General features: G+C 70.7%; 17 protein-coding genes. 5 read left to right on the top strand and 12 right to left on the bottom strand.

Annotated elements, in window-relative coordinates; translation table 11 throughout:
- Positions 1-80: 80 nt before the first annotated feature.
- Positions 81-1,112: a cytochrome d ubiquinol oxidase subunit II gene (gene cydB, locus HW566_RS04750; protein ID WP_178010855.1), complete on the bottom strand. Its 1,032-nt coding sequence runs from the start codon at positions 1,110-1,112 to the stop codon at positions 81-83.
- An 11-nt stretch (positions 1,113-1,123) separates the two neighbouring features.
- Positions 1,124-2,551 carry a cytochrome ubiquinol oxidase subunit I gene (locus HW566_RS04745; RefSeq protein ID WP_178010852.1) on the bottom strand — a complete coding sequence of 476 codons (1,428 nt, stop codon included), beginning with the start codon at positions 2,549-2,551 and terminating at the stop codon, positions 1,124-1,126.
- Positions 2,552-2,746: 195 nt separating this feature from the next.
- Between HW566_RS04745 and moaA the strand changes: the two genes are divergently transcribed.
- Positions 2,747-3,757 (top strand): GTP 3',8-cyclase MoaA, encoded by a 1,011-nt coding sequence (gene moaA / locus HW566_RS04740; RefSeq protein WP_178010850.1) that lies wholly within the window; start codon positions 2,747-2,749, stop codon positions 3,755-3,757.
- A gap of 10 nt (positions 3,758-3,767) precedes the next feature.
- Here the strand turns inward: moaA and HW566_RS04735 are convergent, their stop codons facing one another.
- Entirely contained in the window at positions 3,768-4,922 is a 1,155-nt protein-coding gene (locus HW566_RS04735) for an MFS transporter (RefSeq protein ID WP_178010848.1), read from the bottom strand.
- A gap of 59 nt (positions 4,923-4,981) precedes the next feature.
- Between HW566_RS04735 and HW566_RS04730 the strand changes: the two genes are divergently transcribed.
- Positions 4,982-5,548: a TetR/AcrR family transcriptional regulator gene (locus HW566_RS04730; protein ID WP_178010846.1), complete on the top strand. Its 567-nt coding sequence runs from the start codon at positions 4,982-4,984 to the stop codon at positions 5,546-5,548.
- Positions 5,549-5,563: 15 nt separating this feature from the next.
- Here HW566_RS04730 and HW566_RS04725 read toward each other — a convergent pair whose 3' ends face one another.
- Together HW566_RS04725 and HW566_RS04720 are read right to left on the bottom strand one after the other, a co-directional pair.
- Complete coding sequence (locus HW566_RS04725) at positions 5,564-6,190, bottom strand: helix-turn-helix transcriptional regulator (protein ID WP_178010843.1); 627 nt, start codon at positions 6,188-6,190, stop codon at positions 5,564-5,566.
- A 204-nt stretch (positions 6,191-6,394) separates the two neighbouring features.
- Positions 6,395-11,791, bottom strand: a complete 5,397-nt coding sequence (locus HW566_RS04720) for a fibronectin type III domain-containing protein (RefSeq protein ID WP_178010841.1) — start codon at positions 11,789-11,791, stop codon at positions 6,395-6,397.
- Between the two features lie 128 nt (positions 11,792-11,919).
- Between HW566_RS04720 and HW566_RS04715 the strand changes: the two genes are divergently transcribed.
- Positions 11,920-13,029 carry a substrate-binding domain-containing protein gene (locus tag HW566_RS04715; RefSeq protein ID WP_256728869.1) on the top strand — a complete coding sequence of 370 codons (1,110 nt, stop codon included), beginning with the start codon at positions 11,920-11,922 and terminating at the stop codon, positions 13,027-13,029.
- A gap of 109 nt (positions 13,030-13,138) precedes the next feature.
- Here HW566_RS04715 and HW566_RS04710 read toward each other — a convergent pair whose 3' ends face one another.
- The 7 genes from HW566_RS04710 to HW566_RS04680 form a co-directional block, all read right to left on the bottom strand.
- On the bottom strand, positions 13,139-14,089 hold the full coding sequence (locus tag HW566_RS04710) for an aldo/keto reductase (protein WP_178010837.1): 951 nt from the start codon (positions 14,087-14,089) through the stop codon (positions 13,139-13,141).
- 41 nt (positions 14,090-14,130) lie between these two features.
- Positions 14,131-14,436 carry a hypothetical protein gene (locus tag HW566_RS04705; protein WP_218621648.1) on the bottom strand — a complete coding sequence of 102 codons (306 nt, stop codon included), beginning with the start codon at positions 14,434-14,436 and terminating at the stop codon, positions 14,131-14,133.
- A 62-nt stretch (positions 14,437-14,498) separates the two neighbouring features.
- Positions 14,499-14,780, bottom strand: a complete 282-nt coding sequence (locus HW566_RS04700; RefSeq protein ID WP_178010835.1) for a GlsB/YeaQ/YmgE family stress response membrane protein — start codon at positions 14,778-14,780, stop codon at positions 14,499-14,501.
- A 135-nt stretch (positions 14,781-14,915) separates the two neighbouring features.
- Positions 14,916-15,737 carry an alpha/beta fold hydrolase gene (locus tag HW566_RS04695; protein ID WP_178010833.1) on the bottom strand — a complete coding sequence of 274 codons (822 nt, stop codon included), beginning with the start codon at positions 15,735-15,737 and terminating at the stop codon, positions 14,916-14,918.
- Between the two features lie 44 nt (positions 15,738-15,781).
- Entirely contained in the window at positions 15,782-16,255 is a 474-nt protein-coding gene (locus HW566_RS04690) for a GNAT family N-acetyltransferase (RefSeq protein WP_178014678.1), read from the bottom strand.
- A gap of 156 nt (positions 16,256-16,411) precedes the next feature.
- On the bottom strand, positions 16,412-17,194 hold the full coding sequence (locus HW566_RS04685) for an alpha/beta fold hydrolase (RefSeq protein WP_178010831.1): 783 nt from the start codon (positions 17,192-17,194) through the stop codon (positions 16,412-16,414).
- Complete coding sequence (locus HW566_RS04680; protein WP_178010830.1) at positions 17,191-18,228, bottom strand: LLM class flavin-dependent oxidoreductase; 1,038 nt, start codon at positions 18,226-18,228, stop codon at positions 17,191-17,193. Before HW566_RS04680 ends, HW566_RS04685 begins: the two co-directional genes overlap by 4 nt.
- A 125-nt stretch (positions 18,229-18,353) precedes the next feature.
- On the opposite strand from HW566_RS04680, the gene HW566_RS04675 reads away from it, so the two are divergent.
- A complete protein-coding gene (locus tag HW566_RS04675; RefSeq protein WP_256728867.1) occupies positions 18,354-18,812 on the top strand; it encodes a bifunctional nuclease family protein in 459 nt (152 codons plus the stop codon).
- A gap of 41 nt (positions 18,813-18,853) precedes the next feature.
- On the top strand, positions 18,854-19,501 hold the full coding sequence (locus tag HW566_RS04670) for an SDR family oxidoreductase (protein WP_178010828.1): 648 nt from the start codon (positions 18,854-18,856) through the stop codon (positions 19,499-19,501).
- Positions 19,502-19,517: the final 16 nt, after the last annotated feature.

The raw sequence follows: 19,517 nt of genomic DNA, 5'->3' as shown, positions 1-19,517 counted from the left end.
GCGGATGCCGGAAACCGGCGCCTCGAACCCTCGAACGACCCCGCGCCGGTGATCGTCGCCGTGGCGGGGACCTCCGATGCTCAATGTGCGACGAGCTCGGCCTCCTCGATGCGCGCGCGGGTGACGCGCTTGCGGAAGACCCAGTACGTCCAGCCCTGGTAGAGGAGCACGAGCGGGAGGAAGATCACGGCAGCCCACGTCATGATCGTGAGCGTGTAGTCGGTCGACGACGCGTTCTCGATCGTGAGGTTCCACGCCGGGTCGGTCGAGGAGGGCATCACGTTGGGGAACAGCGAGAGCCAGAGCGTCAGCACCGCGAACATCACGGTGCCCGCTCCCGCGGCGAACGCCCAGCCCTCGCGCCCGCGGAGGTTCGCGATGATCGCCCCGATCAGCAGCACGGCGGCCAGGGATGCCGCGATGAATACCAACGGCAGCAGCGGGGCGTTCGCCCCCATCGCCGACATCACCGTCCACGCCAGGAAGACCGCCGCCGCCACGAGAGTCAGCAGTCCCGATCGGTTCGCCAGGCTCCGCGCCCGGGTGCGCACGTCACCGTCGGTCTTGAGCGCGACGAAGTACACGCCATGGGTGAAGAAGAGCAGGAGGGTCACGACACCGCCGAGCAGACCGTAGGGATTGAGCAGGGTCAGGAGCGTGCCGGTGAACTCCTTGTCGGCGTCGATCGGCACTCCCTGCACGATGTTGGCCACGGCGACACCCCAGAGGAAGGCCGGGAGCGCCGAGCCGACGACGATCATGAGGTCGAAGCGACGACGCCAGGTGGCGTCGTCGCGCTGGTGGCGGTACTCGAAGGACACCCCGCGCAGGATGAGCGCGATGAGGATGAGCAGCAGCGGCAGGTAGAACCCGCTGAAGAGGGTCGCGTACCACTCGGGGAAGGCCGCGAACAGGCAGGCGCCGGCGACGATGACCCAGGTCTCGTTGAGGTCCCAGACCGGTCCGATCGTGTTGATGATCTGACGGCGCGAGACGTTGTCGCGGCCGAGGAAGGGCAACGACATCCCGACGCCGAAGTCGAAGCCGTCCAGGACGAAGTAGCCGACGAACAGGATGCCGACGATGAAGAACCAGACGTATGCGAGATCCATGGTCGTGCTCCTCAGTAGACGGTGGTCTGGGTGTGGGAGGCCGCCGGATCCTCGGCCTCGGGCGAGCCCGGTTCGGGCAGGGGATCCGGACCCTGCTGTGCGGCCTTGCGGATGAGCCCGAACTCGACGACGGCGAGGGAGGCGTACACGGCGGTGAAGGCGATGACCGAGATGAGCACGGTCCAGCCGGGGACGTTGGGGGAGACGCCGTCCTCGGTCAGCATGAGGCCGAACACGATCCAGGGCTGGCGGCCCATCTCGGTGAACACCCAGCCGACCAGGCTGCCGAGGAGGGGGAGGGGGGCCGACCAGATGGCCACCTTCCACATCCAGCGGGCCACCGGGCGCTGAGCCTTCTTGCGGGTGACCCACAGGCCCGCGACCGAGATCAGGGTGGCGGCGCCGCCCAGGCCGATCATCCAGCGGAACGACCAGTAGGTGACCCAGACGATCGGGCGGTAGTCGACGCCCGCGCCGAAGGTCTCGGTGTACTGCGCCTGCAGGTCGTTCAGACCCTCCACGCAGCCGTCGAAGCTGTGGGTCGACAGGAACGACAGCAGGTAGGGCACCCGCAGCGACCACACCTCCTCGGTGCCGTCGGGTGTGCCGATGGAGAAGATCGAGAACGACGCGTCCGCACCGCACGCGCTGTTCCACATCGCCTCGGCGGCGGCCATCTTCATCGGCTGCGTCGCGACCATCACGAGGCTGAGCTGGTCGCCCGAGAGGGCGACGCCGACGAACGACACGATCATGCCCCACATGCCGAAGCGGAGAGCCGGACGCATGGTCTCGATGTGCTGAGCGCGCGAGAGGTGCCACGCGGCGACGGCGATGACCACGGCCGCGGCGAACATCCACGCGGCGAAGATGGTGTGCGGGAACGCCGCGAGCACGATCGGGTTCGTCAGCACCGCGCCGAAGTCGATGAGCTCCGCCCGCCCGCCGTCGGCGGCCATCTGGTAGCCGACGGGATTCTGCATGAACGCGTTGGCGGCGAGGATGAAGTACGCCGAAAGCGTCGACCCGAGCACCACCATCCAGATCGACAGCAGGTGGAGCGCTCGCGGGAGCTTGTCCCAACCGAAGATCCACAGGCCGATGAAGGTCGCCTCGAAGAAGAAGGCCAGGAGCCCCTCGAACGCCAGGGGGGCGCCGAAGACGTCGCCGACGAATCGCGAGTACGCCGACCAGTTCATGCCGAACTGGAACTCCTGCACGATGCCGGTCACCACACCCATGGCGAAGTTGATCAGGAAGATCTTGCCGAACAGGCGCGTCAGGTGCAGCCACTTCACATCGCCCGTGCGGTGCCACACCGACTGGAAGATCGCCACCACCAGGGCCATGCCGAGGGTCAGCGGGACGAACAGGTAGTGGTAGAGCGTCGTCAGGCCGAACTGCCAGCGGGCCAGCAGGAGCGGATCGAGGAAGTCCATCGGGCGGTGCCTTTCGGGGAGGCGAAGGTTTCGTCAGGCTGAAGGTATCGAGCGGGTTTTTCCCGGGTACGGGTGGGGGCCGGGAATAATGCTAAGCGTGGTCTGACCACAAATCAAGGTGGTGTCAGACCACAGACGCGGCCCGCAATGCGCAACGCCGGCCCCTTCGGGCTCACGGGCGGATACGCTCGCATGATGGGGCAGCCACTCGTCGACCGATTCGCCCGGGTCCACCGCGACCTGCGCATCTCGCTGACCGACCGCTGCTCGCTGCGCTGCACGTACTGCATGCCCGAGCAGGGCAACGAGTGGCTGGCGCGGCAGAGCATCCTCACCCTCGACGAGATCGTCGAGGTCGCCCGCGTCGCCGCGGCATCCGGCATCACGACGTTCCGACTCACCGGCGGCGAGCCGCTGCTGCGCACCGACATCGTCGAGATCGTCCGCCGCCTCGCCGCGCTCGAGTCGCCCGCGGGCCCCATCGAGATCGCGATGACGACCAACGGCATCCGCCTGCCCGAGGTGCTGCCGGATCTCGTCGATGCGGGCCTCGCCCGCCTGAACATCTCGCTCGACACGATCGACCGCGAACGCTTCCACGCCCTCACCCGTCGCGACCGACTCGACGACGTGCTGGCGGGTGTGCGCGCCGCGCAGCTCGCGGGCCTGCGTCCCCTGAAGATCAACGCCGTGGCGATGCGCGGGGTGAACGACGGCGAGCTCGCCGACCTCGTGGCCTTCGCCATCGCGCACGACGCCCAGATGCGTTTCATCGAGCAGATGCCGCTCGACGCCGGTCACACCTGGGACCGATCCACCATGGTCACCCGCGAGGAGATCCTTGCGGCGCTGTCGGAGCGGTGGGCGCTGACCCCTGTGCCCGGCCGCGGCGGCGCTCCCGCAGAGCAGTGGCGGCTCGACGACGGGCCGCACGTGGTGGGTGTCATCGCCTCGGTGACGGCTCCCTTCTGCGGCGCCTGCGATCGGATGCGCCTGACTGCCGACGGGCAGCTGCGCAACTGTCTGTTCTCGATCGACGAGTACGACCTGCTGCCGGTGCTGCGCTCGGAGGTGGCGCCTTCGGAGCGCGCCGCCGACGTCGACCGGATCCTCCGCAACTGCATCGCCGGAAAGAAGGCGGGCCACGCGATCGACGATCCGTCCTTCCTCCAGCCCGCGCGCGGGATGAACGCGATCGGCGGCTGACCCGCCCCCGTCAGGCTCCGACCGCCTCGGGCGCGAGCGAGCTGCTCCGCGTCCCGGCGATGAGGCCGGCGACGGCGGCCGCCGCGGCAGCCGCGGCGAAGGCGGCGACCGGACCGATCAGCGGCAGGATCGCGCCGAGGGTCGCCGCGCCCGCCGCCTGGCCCACCATGAAGATCACGAACAGCATCGCGGTGCCTGCCGCCGCGTGGGCGGGGTCGATCGCTGCCGTGCAGCCGATGAGCGCACCCGTGGCCGTGACGTAGGCCCAGCCGAACGCTGCGCACGCGGCTCCGGCGATGATCGGATGCGCCGCTCCCGCCCCCAGGATGACGGTCGCCAGCGCCATCGTCACCGCCGAGACCAGCAGCAGCCGCGGTGGCGAGAGGCGCCGGACGACGGGCGAGGTGGCGATGACGGCTGCTCCGCCGCATCCGAGCAGCACCCACGTCATCACCGACTGCGCCGCGGACGCACCGGTGTCGACGAGGATCACGCGCCCGTAGTTCCAGGTGGCGGCGGCTCCGACGCCGAGCAGGAGAGCGGCGGCGATCGGTGCTCGGTGCGATCGCCACCACGGTCGCGGCGGCAGCAGCGGGCGGCGCCTCCGCGCTGCGCCGTCGACGTGGGTCCGGTCGTCGGCGCGCGCGCGGCCGGTGACCAGGACGGCGACGCCCGCGGCCAGCGTGGTGGCGGCGGCGATGGCCCAGCACAGCCGCCAGTCGGGGGCGAGGGCCAGGGTGATCAGGCCGGCCGCGACGAGACCGGGTCCGGTTCCGGCGTTCACGACCGCCTGCGCCGTGCCGGCGGGGCCGCCCGCGAAGGTCCGTCCGATGATGCTCACCAGCGCCGGCGACGCCAGGCCGGCGCCGGCGGATGCGATCGCCGAGGCGACGGCGAACGTCGCGGCATCCGGTGCGAGGGCGACGCCGATCGCCCCGCCGGCCGCCGTGGCCGTCGCCGCGATGACGAGCGCGCGCGGACGGCGCTCGCCGGCGAGGAATCCCACGACGGCCGCCACCGCGTAGACGATGGACCCCGCCGCCGAGACGACACCGGCCGCGGCGGTCTCGAGTGCGAGGTCGGCGCTGATGTCGGGCAGGTGCAGCCCGAACGCCAGGCGCACGAGGCCGTACGTCGCCGCGATCAGGGCGACGCCGGAGGCCACGGTCGCCCACCGAGAAAACAAAAACGAGCGTTTCACTTTATCGAGCATAGAGTGCTGACATGGGATTGCGGCCGGCGACCGAGACGCGCATCCTCGATGCCGCCGAGGATCTCTTCTTCACCCGGGGCATCGCGGCCACCCCGATCGATGCGGTCATCGAGCGCGCCGGGGTGTCGGCGGCCACGCTGTATCGCGGCTATCCCAGCAAGGAGCTTCTGCTCGCCGCCGCTCTCGACCGGCGACAGGGCGCGTGGCGCGAGACCTGGGACGCAGCCGTGGCTCGGAAAGGCGACGCCGAGGGGCGACTGCTGGCGGTGTTCGACGCGCTCGAGGACTTCCGAGGCGAACCGCGGGGGTCGCGGTGGTGCGCGTTTCTGGGGGCCGCGGCCGAATACGCCGATCCGCCGCCGGAGGTGGCATCCGCCGTCCGTGCCGACACCGAGGGCATGCGCGGGCGTCTGATCGACCTCGCTCGCCCCGTCGCCGGGGAGCGCGCCTCCGAGCTCGCGGAGCGTCTGCTCCTCGTCGTCAGCGGCGACCTGGCGATGCGACTGCGCGAACCGGCGCACCGCGTCGACGTCGCACGCTCGACCGCTGCGATCCTCGTGGCCGCGACGTCGCGCTGACCGTCGTCGTCGGGCTCAGTCGTGGGTCTTGGCGGCGTGCAGGAGCTGGATGATGCACACCGAGGGGTCGCACGATGACCGCATCCCGTCGACGGCGAGCGGTCCGCCCGCTTCGGTGAGCACGCCCTGCAGCAGGCTGAGGTGGACGCTGCACAGCACCTCGCGATGGTCTGCCTGCGCGGTGGCGTGGGCGCAGGGGGTGAGGTCGACCGTGAGGGCGGTGTCGTCGATGACGGGGTCGAACCCCTCGTCTTCGAGCTCCTCGACCAGCGCGTCGATCTGATGGACCGCCGCGGTCTCGAGCGCATCCGGCACGTCGAGGGTGAGAACGCGACGCATGAGGTCGCCGCGCTGTGCGGCGTCTCGCACCTTGCGGCGCTGCACTGCGCTCCGGGTGGCAGCGCCGTCGGCCGCGCTGTAGAGCACGCGCGGGCGTCCGCGCGTCGTCCGCAGTTCCTTCTCGGCGACGATGAAACCGTCCGAGATCAGGCGCCCGAGGTGCTCGCGGATCGTGTTCGGGTGCAGGTCCGTCGCCTCCTGCAGCTCGAGGATCGTCCGGCGCGGCTGCTCCTGGATCAGGTGCAGGATCTCCACGCGGGAATAGCTCGAGATGGCGCTGTATCCGACGGTCGCGGTGCTCATGGAACCCATTAAACACGGAAATCCCGCTGTGGTCATACCACACGGGATATTTTGTGGGATCGGCCCTGCGCGGGGCCTCGGAGCACGCTCGGAATCGGAGGAAGCGACGAACCTCGGAGCCGGCGGCCGCCGGCTCCGAGGTTCGCGTCATCGTCCGAGAACGGGCTGAGGGGAACGGATGCCGCGGCGCCCGACCCCCTCGCCTCATCTCACCGTCACGACGAGCGGCTTGCTGGTGGTCACCCCCGCCGCGTTGCGGAACTCCACGACGTAGCGGTACTGCCCGGGCTCCTTGCCCGTCACCGGCACGCCGACGGCCTGCGCTGCGGGGCTGGATGCGACGAGGTCGCCCGCGGCGATCTCGGCATCGTTCTCGAGCATCCGGTACGACGTCGCGTTCGTGCCCCACCACAGGTCGGCACGCACCGTGAACGAGCCGTCGCCGTCCCCGTTGTCGTGAGAGAGCATGGGCGCCGCGGGAGCGGCATCCGTCACCCGCACGGTGAGGGGCTGGGTCTCGGTCGTGCCCCGAGCGTTGACGAGCTCGCCGGTGAAACGGTACGTGCCGTCGGGCAGGCCCGAGACATCGACCACCGCCTTCTGGGCGCCGGGCCCCGCGGCCACCGTCAGCGGAACCGACCCGACCAGCTCACCGTCTCGGAAGAGCTTGAACAGCGAGCCGGTCTGCCCCCACCACAGGTTCATGGTCACGCGGAACGTGCCGTCCTTCAGGCCGGTGTCCCACCCGTCGTCCGAGCTGAGCACTCCCACACCGGGAACGGTGCGCGAGCCGTCCTCGGGCACCTCCGGCAGTCGGAGCTGCGCCACGGCGCGCTCGCCCTCGCGGCCGAGGCCGGCGGCCCGGACCGACACCTCGTACTCTCCGCCGGCGGTGAGGCCGACGAGCTCGCACGACGTGACGTCCGAGGCGACCGTGCACGCCGGTTCGGCGGCATCGCCCATGAACACCTCGAACGCGTCGTACCGCGTTCCTGCGCCGCTCGGAGCCGTCCACGTCGCCGTGGCCGACGTCGTCGAGGCCGCCTCGACCGAGAACGACCCGGGCGCCGCGGGGGAGGTGACGTCGGCGACGGCGATCCAGCTGAGGACGGGGTCGGCCGAGCCGGCGCCCCGCGCCGCGCGGAACTCCACGACCGTCTCGCGATCGAGCGAGACCCCGATCGTCGAGGTGCCCTGTGGTGACGAGCTCGACAGGTTCACCGGGTCGCCCGTGGTGAGCTCGCCGTCGATCTCGACGCTGGGCGAGACCTGCCGGGTGACGCCCCACCACTCCTGGTATCCGCTGGTGAGCTCGTAGTCTCCCGCGGGGAGGGTGAACGCGTAGTCCACCGAGCCGCCGGAGCTCGCCCACCATCCGGTCGTGCGGGACTTGTCGTAGCCCCCGGCGCCGCGCGCCCGCACGCCGACGTAGCCGTCGCCCGAGCCGATCGGATTGCGCAGACCCCAGCCGGTCTCGTCGCCGAACGCCCCGTCGGGGGTGTCGTTGCGCAGGAGATCGCCGCGGAGCGTGTCGACAGCGTCGAAGGTCGGCGACAGTCCCGCCGCCGCCGGATCCGCGGAGCCCTGCGTCGCAGCCGCATCGACGAAGTACACGATCCCCGTCGGGACCACCTCGAGCTGCAGCGTGACCGGGGTCTGACCCGCGCGACCGGTCACCGACGCGGTCGCGTACGGGGTGTCCGTCGCCGGGGCGGCCTGCCACTGAACGGCGACGTCCTCGGTCGCGCCGCTCCGCGTGGCGAGCCGCACCGTGTCAGGCAGCTCGAGCTCCTCGCCCGCGACGACCGCGACGCGATAGTCGGGCAGTGCGAGGTAGGCGACCTCGACGAGCGCGTCCAGCGCGGCCCGCAGGGCGGCGGATGCGGCATCCACCCGCTCCTGCGACGCGGTCGGGTCATCGTGCACGGCCTTCGCCGCGAGACCCTCCTCGCGCAGCGCCTGCCACGTCTCGGGCGTGTAGGCCTGACGCGGTGCCGTCGTGGCGTCGGCCAGGAGGGCCGCGAGCTCGGCGCGGTCGGCGGTCTCGGCGTGGTCGGCGATGCCGATCCAGCTGAGGGCGGGCGCCTCGGTACCACCGGTCCCGGCGATGCGCACCGTGACCTCGGTCGTCGCGTCGAGGGCGAACCCGCCGCGGAGCACCGCGGAGGTCCCGATGCTGCCGTTGGCGAAGGTGTGGGAGCCGATCGCGACCCGTCGCGCCTCGCCGCCCGCGGTGAACTCGACCGTCCCGGTGACGTTCCTGCTCCGGCCGGTGCCCGGGTTCCACCACTCGGTGTGGCCGGTGGCGATGTCGTACTCGCCGGCATCCAGCGTGAAGCGGTAGACGAGCGGAGTCGCGGCGTTCGCGCTGTACCAGCCGGTCTCGCGTGTCTTGTCGTACGGGGACTGGTTCAGCCGTCCCTTCGCCGTCGCCGTCCCGACGCGGCCCCAGCCCGCAGCCGCGGAGTAGGCGGCATCCGGTGTCGGGTTGCGCAGCGTGTCGCCGGAAGCGGCGATCGCGGGGTGCACCGGCGCGCCGGTGGGAGCGTTGGCGTCGACGAAGTAGCGGATGCCGCGGGGCACCACCTCGACGTAGGCGCTCACCGGCAGCGAGGGGTTGTCGCGGAACACCCCGTCGACCTTCACCATCGCGTAGGCGGTGGCGAACTGCGCCGGCGTCGTCGTCCACGACACCGGCGCATCGATCTCGCCGCCGGCTTCGCTGCGTGCCCGAACCGTCGCGGGGAGCTCCGGCGACGAGGCCGGTGCCGTGGTCAGCCGGGGCAGCGTGTCGAGCACCTCGACCGGTCTGACCTCGGGGTCCGCCGTGCCGCCGCTCGACCCGCCCACGAGCAGGTCGACGCTGTCGAGGCTGAAGGTTCCCGAGACGACTTGCACCCGGACGGCGTGCGGTGCGTCCTCGAGGCCGCGGATCCAGGCCGAGGTCTGACGGTTGCCGACCGCGGCGACGTTCACCGTGCGCGCGGGCTGATCGTCGACGGTGATGGAGAGGACCGCGGTTCCGGTGGCGCCGTTGAGGTTGAACCCGGTGCCGTCGAGGTCGAAGGCGAAGGAGCGCCCCGCAGCGACGACGTGCTGGGTCCGGTTGAAGTGGGCGTACCCGGCCTGGGTGAACGAGAAGCCCTGCGGGTAGGAGATGCGCGCATCGGCGTCGTCGACCTTCACGGCGTGCCACGACAGATCGTCGATGGGAGTGACCGCCAGATCGTCGAACTGCGTGTTGTAGTACCCGCTGACGATCGAGACGCGCCCCGCCATCGTCGGATTAGCCGTCGTGTCGGCGTAGGCGCCGAGCTGCTGCCCGTCCAGCCGCACCGCGATGACGTTCTCGCGTGCCTCGACCTCGAGGGTGTGCCACGCGTCGGCATCGAACATGAAGACCGTCCCCGAGGCGACGCTCTGACCGAGCTTGCGGAGTTCCCACGTGCCGTCGTCGTGCACGCGGGCGGTGTAGGTGGCGAGGTCTGCTCCCGTCCCCTCGGTCGTCGTCTGACGCACGCCGAGCCCGGCGAAGTTCTCGAGCGCGCCGTCGCGGACGACACCGTCGAGGCGGAAGTCGACCTTCGCGGTGTAGTTCGTCCAGGTGTGGTCGCCGAGCACGGTGGCCGGCGTCGAGGTCGACGGGTTCTTCTGCGACCCGTCGCCCCAGACGTTCCAGGTGTAGCCGCGGTTGTCGGCGTGGATGGCCTGGTGCATGACGTTGCCGTCGTCGGTGGCGATCACCTCGAACGCGCCGTTCTGGTCGGCGGTGTACCGGGGCGAGCCGCCGCGGCGGGTGACGTAGTCCATGGACACGCCGTTGATCTCCTGCGCCGCGTAGTCGGCGTACTCGAAGTCGTCGGTGTAGGGCAGGGGCAGCACGTCGTCGGTCGCCGTGGCGGCGTACTGGCCGCTCTCGTAGTCGGTGGCGGCGTCGTGGATGCCGTGGTGCTGCGTCGACAGCGTCAGGATCGAGTAGGGCTGCACCTGCACCCGGTAGACGTCGTACTCGACGCCGTCCTTCGTCTCGGTGCGGACGGGGACGACCTTGCCGGTGTTCTGGAACCAGTCGGCATCGAACGCGTCGCCGGCATCCGGTCCGGTCGTCTCCCACACGTACAGCGGGGTGTCGTCGTCGGTGTCGAGGTTCGCCACCTTCACCTCGAAGTTGCGCACCGTGCGCGTGTTGTTGGCGTGGACCTGGCTGAACTCCAGCTCCTCGCCGGCGGCGACATCCGCCGCCGGGGTGCGGAGGGTGAGCGCGGTGCGGGTGGAGGTGTCGACGACGGTTCCGCCGTCGCCCTTCTGGCCGTCGCCGCCCGAGGCGCCTTCGACGTACTCCCAGCCCTCGTCGATGAACTGGGTGAAGTGGCGGACGAGCGCGATGCCCACACCGCCCTCGTAGTAGCCCGACCAGGGGTCGGACGCGCGGACCAGGTGCTTGGGCGAGTACTGCGCACCTTCGTACAGCGCGCTGACGGCGGGTTGGAAGAGGAAGGTCGTCATGTGACCCGGGTCGGCGTTCGAGCCGCTCCAGCGGTAGGCGTTGATGAACCGGTCGGCGATGTCGACCGCTCCCACCGTTCCGCCGATGCCGCCTCGGGCGGGGTCGGCCTGCACGCGATACTCCGGGTCGATCATCGGGGCGACGCCCTCGGAGTACAGCACCTCCATGCCGAACTCCTTGTTCAGACGCGTGAGGGCGGGGTCCCCGGCGATGTCGTAGTGGTAGCCGACCGCATCCACCTGCTCGAGCGCGGCGGGGCTGGCGAGGATCGCCCGCGAGACCTGACCGACGTTGCGGTAGGAGTCCAGCGCCACGATCTTGATCTTCGAGTAGTCGTAGCGCGCGTCGCCGGACTGCGCGTCGGCCTCGAGCCGTTCGGCGAAGTCGACGGTCCACGCGAGCTCGGCGTTGATGTAGTTCGCGTGCACCTCGTTCTGCGAGGGGCTGAGGTAGTCGAACTCGACGCCGTAGGTGTCGTAGGCCGCGTCGATCGTCTCCTTGTACCACTGGTAGCGCAGGTCGGGCTGGGCCTGCGTCCACGACGGCTCGCCCCAGCGGAGCGCCTCGACCTCGATGTCCGGGTTGATGGACTTCGCGTCGGCGATGAAATGGAAGCCGGCCCCGCGCAGCACGTTGGCGGGCTCGTCGGCCGAGCGCTTGGTCGCGGGCTCGGTGCCCGACGAGGTGTTGTTGTCGGCGCCGAGCTCGACCTTGATGTGCTTCAGACCCGCGCCCTCCACCGGGTCGAACAGCATGCGGAGGATGCGCCAGTAGACCTCGGGATGCTCCTCCTTGTAGTCCAGCAGCAGGTTCGAGGTGTTGTTGCACGAGACCGAGCCGAACCCGCCGAAGGTGTTGAAGGGTGAGCCGTCGGCGGCCCGCTCGACGTCCTCGCCGTCGACGAGCAGCTCGGCCCATCCGGCCACATCGTCGTAGGTGAGGGTGGGCAGCTCGTCGGACGCGGACGCCGCCGCGGCAGCGGGGGCGAGCGGGGACGCGGCGTTCGCCGCGGTTGCCGGGACGACCAGGCCGGTGGTCGCGATCAGGGCGGCGGCGACGGGCGCGAACGCCCGGGCCCATGACATCTTTGCCATTCGGTGGATTCCTCGTCGGTGAAGGTCCAGTAGGGGGTGCTCCGAGGGAACCACTGAGCCGGCTGCGGAGCGAGGTATCCGAACGCGATCGAACACACTCGAACACCACCGATCAGTACTCTGACAGGGTGGATGAGCCAACGACGGCCGGATTCGCGGTGTCGCGCCGCGAACGCATCCTCGACGAGCTGCGCCACGCGGGCTCGGTGCGGGTGGCCGATCTGGCGCGCCGCCTCGGGGTGGCCGAGCTCACCATCCGCCGCGACATCGGCTATCTCGCCGACCGCGGACTGCTCACGCGCGTCCACGGCGGCGCGACCCTGCGCAGCCGACTCGACACCTCCGTGCCGCTCGGCGTCGGCGGCATCCGGCCACCGCTCTTCCGCGTCGGAATGGTGGTCCCGTCGCTGACCTATTACTGGCCGCAGATCGTGATCGGGGCCCGCGCGGCGGCGACGGACGGCGGCGTCCAGCTGGTGCTCCGCGGGGCGAGCTACTCGGTCGAGGACCAGCGCCGCCAGATCTCCTCGCTGCTGGACGCGGGCAATCTGCACGGTCTCATCGTCGCGCCCGAGACGCTCGGGGCCGACGGATCGGCGCTCCTGCACTGGCTCGACGGGCTCCCGCTGCCGGTCGTGCTGGCTGAGCGCAGCGCGCCGTCGCACCTCACGCTGACACGGCTCGAGTGGGTCACGACGGACCACGTCTTCGGCGGCTCGCTCGCCGCGGCGCACCTGTCGGCACGCGGGCACGTGCGCGTCGGCTTCGTCACCTCCGCGGGGTCGCCGACCTCGCCGCAGCTGCGGCAGGGGTGGCGGCGCGCGGTCGAGGACGACGGTCTGGTGGCCACGATCGACCGCGACATCTCACTCGACGAGCTCGACGCCGAAGCCCGCGAACGCGCCGTGGCCGACCTGCTGGGGGAGTGTCGCGCCACCGGCACCACCGCGCTGCTCGTCCACTCCGACCCGCAGGCCGTGCTCGTGCAGCAGCAGGCGCGCGATCTCGGGTGGTCCATCCCCGACGACCTCGCGATCATCGCCTATGACGACGAGGTGGCTGCCAGCGCCGAGCCGGCGATCACGGCCCTGCGTCCGCCGAAGCAGCACATCGGCCGGCTCGCGGTCGAGGCTCTCATCGCGCGCCTCGTCGACGGCCCGAAGCGCCCGGTGCAGCGAACGCACGTGCTGCCGTCGCTGCACGCACGCGAGTCGACGGCCTTCGACCTCCGCCGCTGACGGACGGCGCGGCATCCGGCATGCGAGATCCGGGATCGGAGAATCGCGCGTGGCTCGGACGAGAACCGCGGAATCGTCCGAGCCACGCGCGGCGATCCGACGTCGCGGCTCAGGCCTCCGGTGACCAGGTCGAGACGCGGGTGAGCTCGGCCACCTCGTCGGCCGTGAGCTCGACGCGGCCGCCGTCGAGCAGACCCTGCACCTGCTCGAGGCGCGAGGCGCTCGCGATCGGCGCGACGACGGTCGGCTGCGCACGCAGCCAGGCCAGCGCGGTCGACGCGATCGAGACGTCGTGCGCGGCGCCGATGCGCTCGAGGGTGCCGATGATCTGCAAGCCCTGCGGGGTCGCGTAGACGGCCGCTCCCTCGGCCCGGGGCGAGTCGTGACCGGTGGCGTCCGTCGAGCGGTACTTGCCGGTGAGGAACCCCTTGGCCAGGGCGAAGTAGGGGACGAGGCTCAGGTTCTCGCGCTCGGCGAGCGGCACGATCGTCTCTTCGACCTCGTTGCGGTGCACGAGGTTGTAGTGCGGCTGGATGGCGACGGGACGGGCGACGCCGGTCTCGTCGGCGATGCGAAGCCACTCGGCGACGCGATCGGCGGTGTAGTTCGACACCGCGACGTGACGCACGAGGCCATCGGAGACGAGCTGCCCGAAGGCCGAGACGGTCTCTTCGAGCGGGGTCGCCTCATCGTCGAAGTGCGCGTAGTAGAGGTCGATGGTCTCGACGCCCAGTCGCCCCAGCGACGCCTCGGCGGCCGCGCGGACATTGGCGGCCGACAGGCCCGGGAAGTCGGGATGCTGGCTGACCTTCGTGGCCACGACGACCTCGGGACGGCTGCGTGCGGCGAGCCACTCGCCGATGATCGTCTCGCTCTCGCCGCCGCTGTGGCCGGGAACCCAGGCGCTGTAGGCGTCGGCGGTGTCGACGAAGTTGCCGCCGCCTTCGACGAACGCGTCGAGGATCGCGAACGACGCGTCGCGGTCGGCGGTCCAGCCGAACACGTTGCCGCCGAGGGCGAGGGGGAAGACGGACAGGTCGCTGTTTCCGATCGTGCTCATGTTCGGTCCAAGGCACGGTCGGCCGTGGGTATTCCGGTCGTTCACGGGTAGGAGAGGTAGCCGGTCTCGGGATCGATGCCCGAGAGGAAGTCGCGGATGGCGGTCTCGTGCTCGTGCGGGCGCACGGGTCCCGGGCCGCGGAACGCGCTGAAGCCGTAGCCCGGGTTCGGACCCGACGTCCAGGCGTAGTGGATGGACCCGTCGCCGTCGCGCCTGCGGGCGGTGAAGGTCTCACCGTCGACGGCGATGGGCCCGAGATCGGTATAGCTGTCGGGGTCGGGGAGCGCCGCGCTCGGCACGTAGACCCAGCCCTCGCCGGTGGGGTCGCGGTCGCTGGACATGGACATGGGCAGGAGCCTACTGACGACTCCGCGGTGGAGCCTCGCGCCGCCGCGGAGTCGACTCGGTCTCAGCTCCTGCGCGCGGAGCCGCGGCGCGAGACCGCCACGTAGATGCCGAGGACGATGATGGCGCCGATGATCGAGCCGATGATGCCGGCGGGCTGGAGGAATCCGCCTTCCGGGCTGCTGTTGAAGATCAGGAAGCCGAGGAAGCCGCCGACGAACGAGCCGACGATGCCGAGCAGGATGGTCATGAGGATGCTCATGCTCTGCTTTCCGGGGATGACGGCGCGGGCGATGAAGCCGGCGATGAGGCCGACGAGGATGAGGCCGAGGATCGTCCACAGCATGGTGCTTCTCTTCTCTGTATGAAACAGCGCGGTGCGGCGCCGGGTGAGGTACCGAGCCGAGAGTAGGTGAGCCGGCGTCGGTGTTTCGACGACCTTGAGCGCGCCGCGGCTGGCCTGTACTGTTCTGGCGTCCGATCAGCGGGGATCGTCGGTGGATGCCGCGTCGAGCGCACTGCGCAGAACGTCGACCCAGGCGTCGAAGGCGTCGAGGTGGGCGTCGTGGCTCCCGCCGAGGATGTCGCGGCGGGAGGTGCCCGGGCGGCGCGCGGTGAGTTCGTCCTGCTGTTCGGCCGTGAACATCCCGTGCTCGGCGAACACGACCGTCGTCGGCACCGGCAGCGTCTCCCATTCGTGCCACCGCGACTCGTGCACTGCGACGATCACCTGCTCCATGACGTCGGCTTCGAACCGGGGCCGCAGGCCCGACGCCGTCGCCGCCAGATCGGCGACCCAGGCCTCGGTGAGCGGTGAGTCGCCGAAGAAGGAACGAGCCTGCGCCACGTCGGCGAACGGGACGGGCCACGACGCGAAGAATGCGCCGAGCTCCCGTGCGTCCGCGGCGCGGTCGCTGCCCGCGACGTGTCCCTCGAGCATCACGAGCCGGTCGACGAGGTCGGGTCGCCGGGCGGCCGTGAGGAACGCCGTATGGGCGCCCATCGACTGCCCCACGAGCGAGACGCGCTCGCCGGGAGCGCAGCGCTCGATCACCGCGACGACGTCGTCGACGAACGCATCGCGCGACAGATCGTCGGGACGGCGGGTGCTGTGCCCGTGACCGCGCTGATCGAGCAGCAGCACGTGGAAGCGGTCGGTGAGTGCGCCGGCCGTCGGCAGCAGTTTGCGCGAGCTGCCGGCGAGCCCGTGGAGCAGCAGCACCGTGGGGCCGGAACCCCCGGCGTCGGTCACGGCCAGGACGACACCCTCGCGCTCCACCGTCGTGCGCCGCTCAACCGCCATGACGTCATTCTCGCGGGCATCGACCCTCAGAACGCGAGAACGAGCTACGACCAGCGCAGCGGAGTGACCTCGCCCGTCTCCCAGTCGCGGCGCAGGATGCTGTACGCCACCGACCCCAGCGGCTCACCGGCGGCGACGGGCCAGCCCTCGCGGTAGTAGGCCTCCTGCACCCAGCCGCTCGTCTCGAATACCCGACGCATCGCGCGGTTGTCCTCACGGGTCTGCCCCTCGAACCGCTGAACCTCCGGCATCGTCGAGAAGACGCGATCGGCGGCGGCGCGCACGACCTCCCTCGCGAGACCGCGACCGCGCCAGGCCGATGCCAGTCGGAGATCGAAGAGGGGAGCGCCGTCGCTGAGGTCCTCGAGGCGGAAGAAGCCGATGCGACCGTGCTCACTGTGGTCGATCCAGAACGAGTCGTTGTCCTCGTCTCGGTACCGCCCGGCGGCGATGCCCTCCTCGACGTGCTCGCGCGTGGGCCGAGCGCCGACGTGAAAAGGGAACACCTCGCCGGTCATGAACGCGATCAGTTGCTCGCGGTCGGCTCCCGTCGGGTCGAGGCGGACGAGCTGGATGGAGCCCCTTCGACGGGCGGTCCCGGATGCCGCAGGGCTGGGTTCGTCTTCGTCGTGCACCCGGTCCACGCTAACGGAACGGGGCTTGACCGCTCGCAGTCAGAGGATCTGCTGTTCCGCTCGCAGGAGCCAGTCGCGGACGAGCGGTGCCACGGCGTCCGGGCGTTCCAGATGCACGTTGTGCCCGGCCCCGTCGAGGACGACGAATGTGCCGCGGACGTAGTGGTCGGCGGTGCCGAGCCCGTCCTCGAAACCGACGACATTGTCCTGCCGCCCGAAGACGTGCAGGCTCGGCGCGGTGAACGCGGCCTCCGTGTGCTCAGGCGCGTATCCGGCGGAGTACGACGAGCTGATCCGGTCGAGGACATCCGCGTCAGCGCCCCGGAGCCCCGGCAACACGAACTCCTCGAATGCGGCGAGAGCGTCGGCGGTCTGCACCACGGCCATCTCGGCGAAGTCGTCGCGGAAGGACCCGGCCCGATCGAGCACGGACTGGTCCGTCACGACGACCTCGCGAGGCGGCAGTCGCCGCTTGTCGTGGTCGAGCTCGAACACACCGGCGAGGGTCGCCAGCCCCCGGCATCGAGGCCGGAGCGCATGCGCCACATGGCGTGCGACCATCGCGCCGAACGAGTTGCCGATGATGGCGAAGGGCCCGCCCGCGGTGATCGTCTCGACCTCTTCGCGGACAGCGTCGGCGACCTCCCGGGGTGTGCCGAGGCCCCGGTCGATCGCGCGCTCCGCCCAGGGGAGGTCGAGATACACGCGCCGCCACGGCCGATCGGCCACCCAGTCCTCCAGGGGAAGGAGGATGCGATGGTCGACGCCGAACCCGTGTATGGCGATCAGCGGGACGCCGGAGCCGTGCTCCGCCGCTATCATCGCGGCTGCAGCGCTTCGCTCTCCCAGCCGAGCGAGGGGGCTACATACTTCGCGAACGACTCGACGATGCGCAGGTTGAACTCGACGCCCAGCTGGCTGGGGATGGTCAGCATCAGGGTGTCGGCGGTCTGTACCGCGGCATCCTGCAGCAGCTGCTCGACGAGCACGTCGGGCGCCGCGGCGTAGGTCTTGCCGAAGGTCGAGCGCATCCCGTCGATGTAGCCGATGCCGTCCTGCTCGTTGCCGCCGCCGAAGTACAGCTCGTCCTCGGCGGTCGTGATCGGGAAGATCGAGCGGCTGACGGAGGTGCGGGGCTCGCCGGCGTGACCGGCCTCGCGCCACGCCGTGCGGAACGCGTCGATCTGCTGGGCCTGCAGGATGTCGAAGGGGGTGCCGTCCGCCTGGGTGAGCAGCGTCGACGACATCAGGTTGACACCCATCCGGCCCGCCCACTCGGCGGAGTCGCTGTTGCCGGCGCCCCACCAGATGCGCGAGCGCAGTCCCGGGGAGTGCGGCTCGATGCGCTGCATCCCGCTCCCGCCGCCGAACGGGCTGTTCGGGTCGCGCTCGGCGATTCCCTCGCCCTCGATGGCGCGGAGGAACGTGTCGAAGTGCTCGCGTGCGAGGTCAGCCCCGCGAGGGTCCTGCGAACCGGTGTACCCGAAGGCCTCGTAGCCGCGCACGACGGTCTCGGGTGAACCACGGCTGACGCCGAGCGCGAGACGGCCGTCCGAGATCAGGTCGACGGCGGCGGCCTCCTCGGCCAGGTACAGGGGGTTCTCGTACCGCATGTCGATGACGCCGGTGCCGATCTCGACGTTCTTCGTCGTCGCGGCGATCGCCGCGAGCAGCGGCATGGGCGAGGCCTGCTGGCGGGCGAAGTGGTGGACGCGGAAGTAGACGCCGACGGCTCCGAGGTCGTCCATGCCCTGCGCGAGGTCGATCGCCTGGCGCATCGAATCGCCGGCGGTGAGTTCGCGACCGCCGCCGAGCGGACCGTAGTGACCGAACGAGAGAGTGCCGAAACGCTGCATGTCAAGCGGCAACGACGACGGCCCCTCCCGCATTCCCCCGTGCGTAGGCTGGGCGAAACCGACCCGGGAGGTGTCATGGTCCAGGTCCGCGTTCTCGGGGTCGCCCTCGATCCCGCCCAGCGCACGTGATCCTCCTCAAGCCCGTCGACGCGCTGTCGGACCGCGTGCTTCCGGTCTGGATCGGTGCGCAGGAGGCGACGTCGATCCTCGTCGCCGTCGAGGGTGTGGCTCCTCCCCGCCCGCTCGCGCACGACCTGATGATCCGCCTGCTCGACGCGACCGATGCGCGCGTGGACCGGGTCGAGGTCACCCGCATCGACGACGGCACCTTCTATGCCGAGGTCACGGTCGCGGCGCTCACCGGGTCGCGTGTCATCGACGCACGGCCGTCCGACGCGATCGCGCTGGCCTCCCGTGCCGGCGCGCCGATCTTTGTCGCCGACGACGTGCTCGCCGAGGCCGGCATCCCCGACACCGTCAGCGAGGCGCCCGAGGGCGCCGAGACGCCCGAGGCCGCAGAGCAGCGGGTCGCGGAGTTCCGCGAGTTCCTCGACGACATCGACCCCGACGACTTCCGCGGCTGAGCCTCAGCCGCTTTCCCTCCCCCCCGAAGAAAGGAACCCCCATGTCCCGCATCCTGATCATCGGAGGCCACGGCAAGGTCGCACTGCGGCTCGAGCCCCTCCTCGCCGAGCGGGGGGACGACGTCACCGCCGTCATCCGCAACCCCGAGCACGAGTCCGAGGTCTCCGCGACCGGGGCCACGCCGCTGGTCGCCGACCTGGAGTCGTTCGACCTCGAGCAGCTGACCGACCTGCTCAGCGGCAACGACGCGGTGGTGTGGTCCGCGGGCGCCGGCGGGGGAGACGCCGCCCGCACCTGGGCTGTCGACCGCGACGCCGCCATCCGTTCGATCGACGCCGCCCGCGCCGCCGGCGTCGGTCGGTACGTGATGGTCTCGTACTTCGGAGCAGGCCCCGATCACGGAGTGCCCGAGGACGACTCGTTCTACGCGTACGCCGAGGCGAAGGCCGAAGCCGACGCGCATCTGCGCGAGAGCGGGCTGGACTGGACGATCGTGGCTCCCAGCGGCCTCACCCTCGATGAGCCGACCGGCAAGATCACGGTCGGCGGCTCGGGCGAGGCCAGCGTCTCGCGCGGCGATGTCGCGGCCGTCATCGCGGCCGTCCTCGCCGAACCCGCGACGATCGGACGCACACTCGAGTTCACCGGCGGCGACACTCCGATCGCGGAGGCGATCACGACCGTCTGAGAGATCTTGTTAGGGT

The sequence above is a fragment of the Microbacterium oleivorans genome (assembly GCF_013389665.1).
GTDB classification, from domain to species: Bacteria; Actinomycetota; Actinomycetes; order Actinomycetales; family Microbacteriaceae; genus Microbacterium; species Microbacterium oleivorans_C.
Note: the sequence above shows the minus strand (reverse complement) of the source record. Positions and strands in the feature narration are given on the sequence as shown.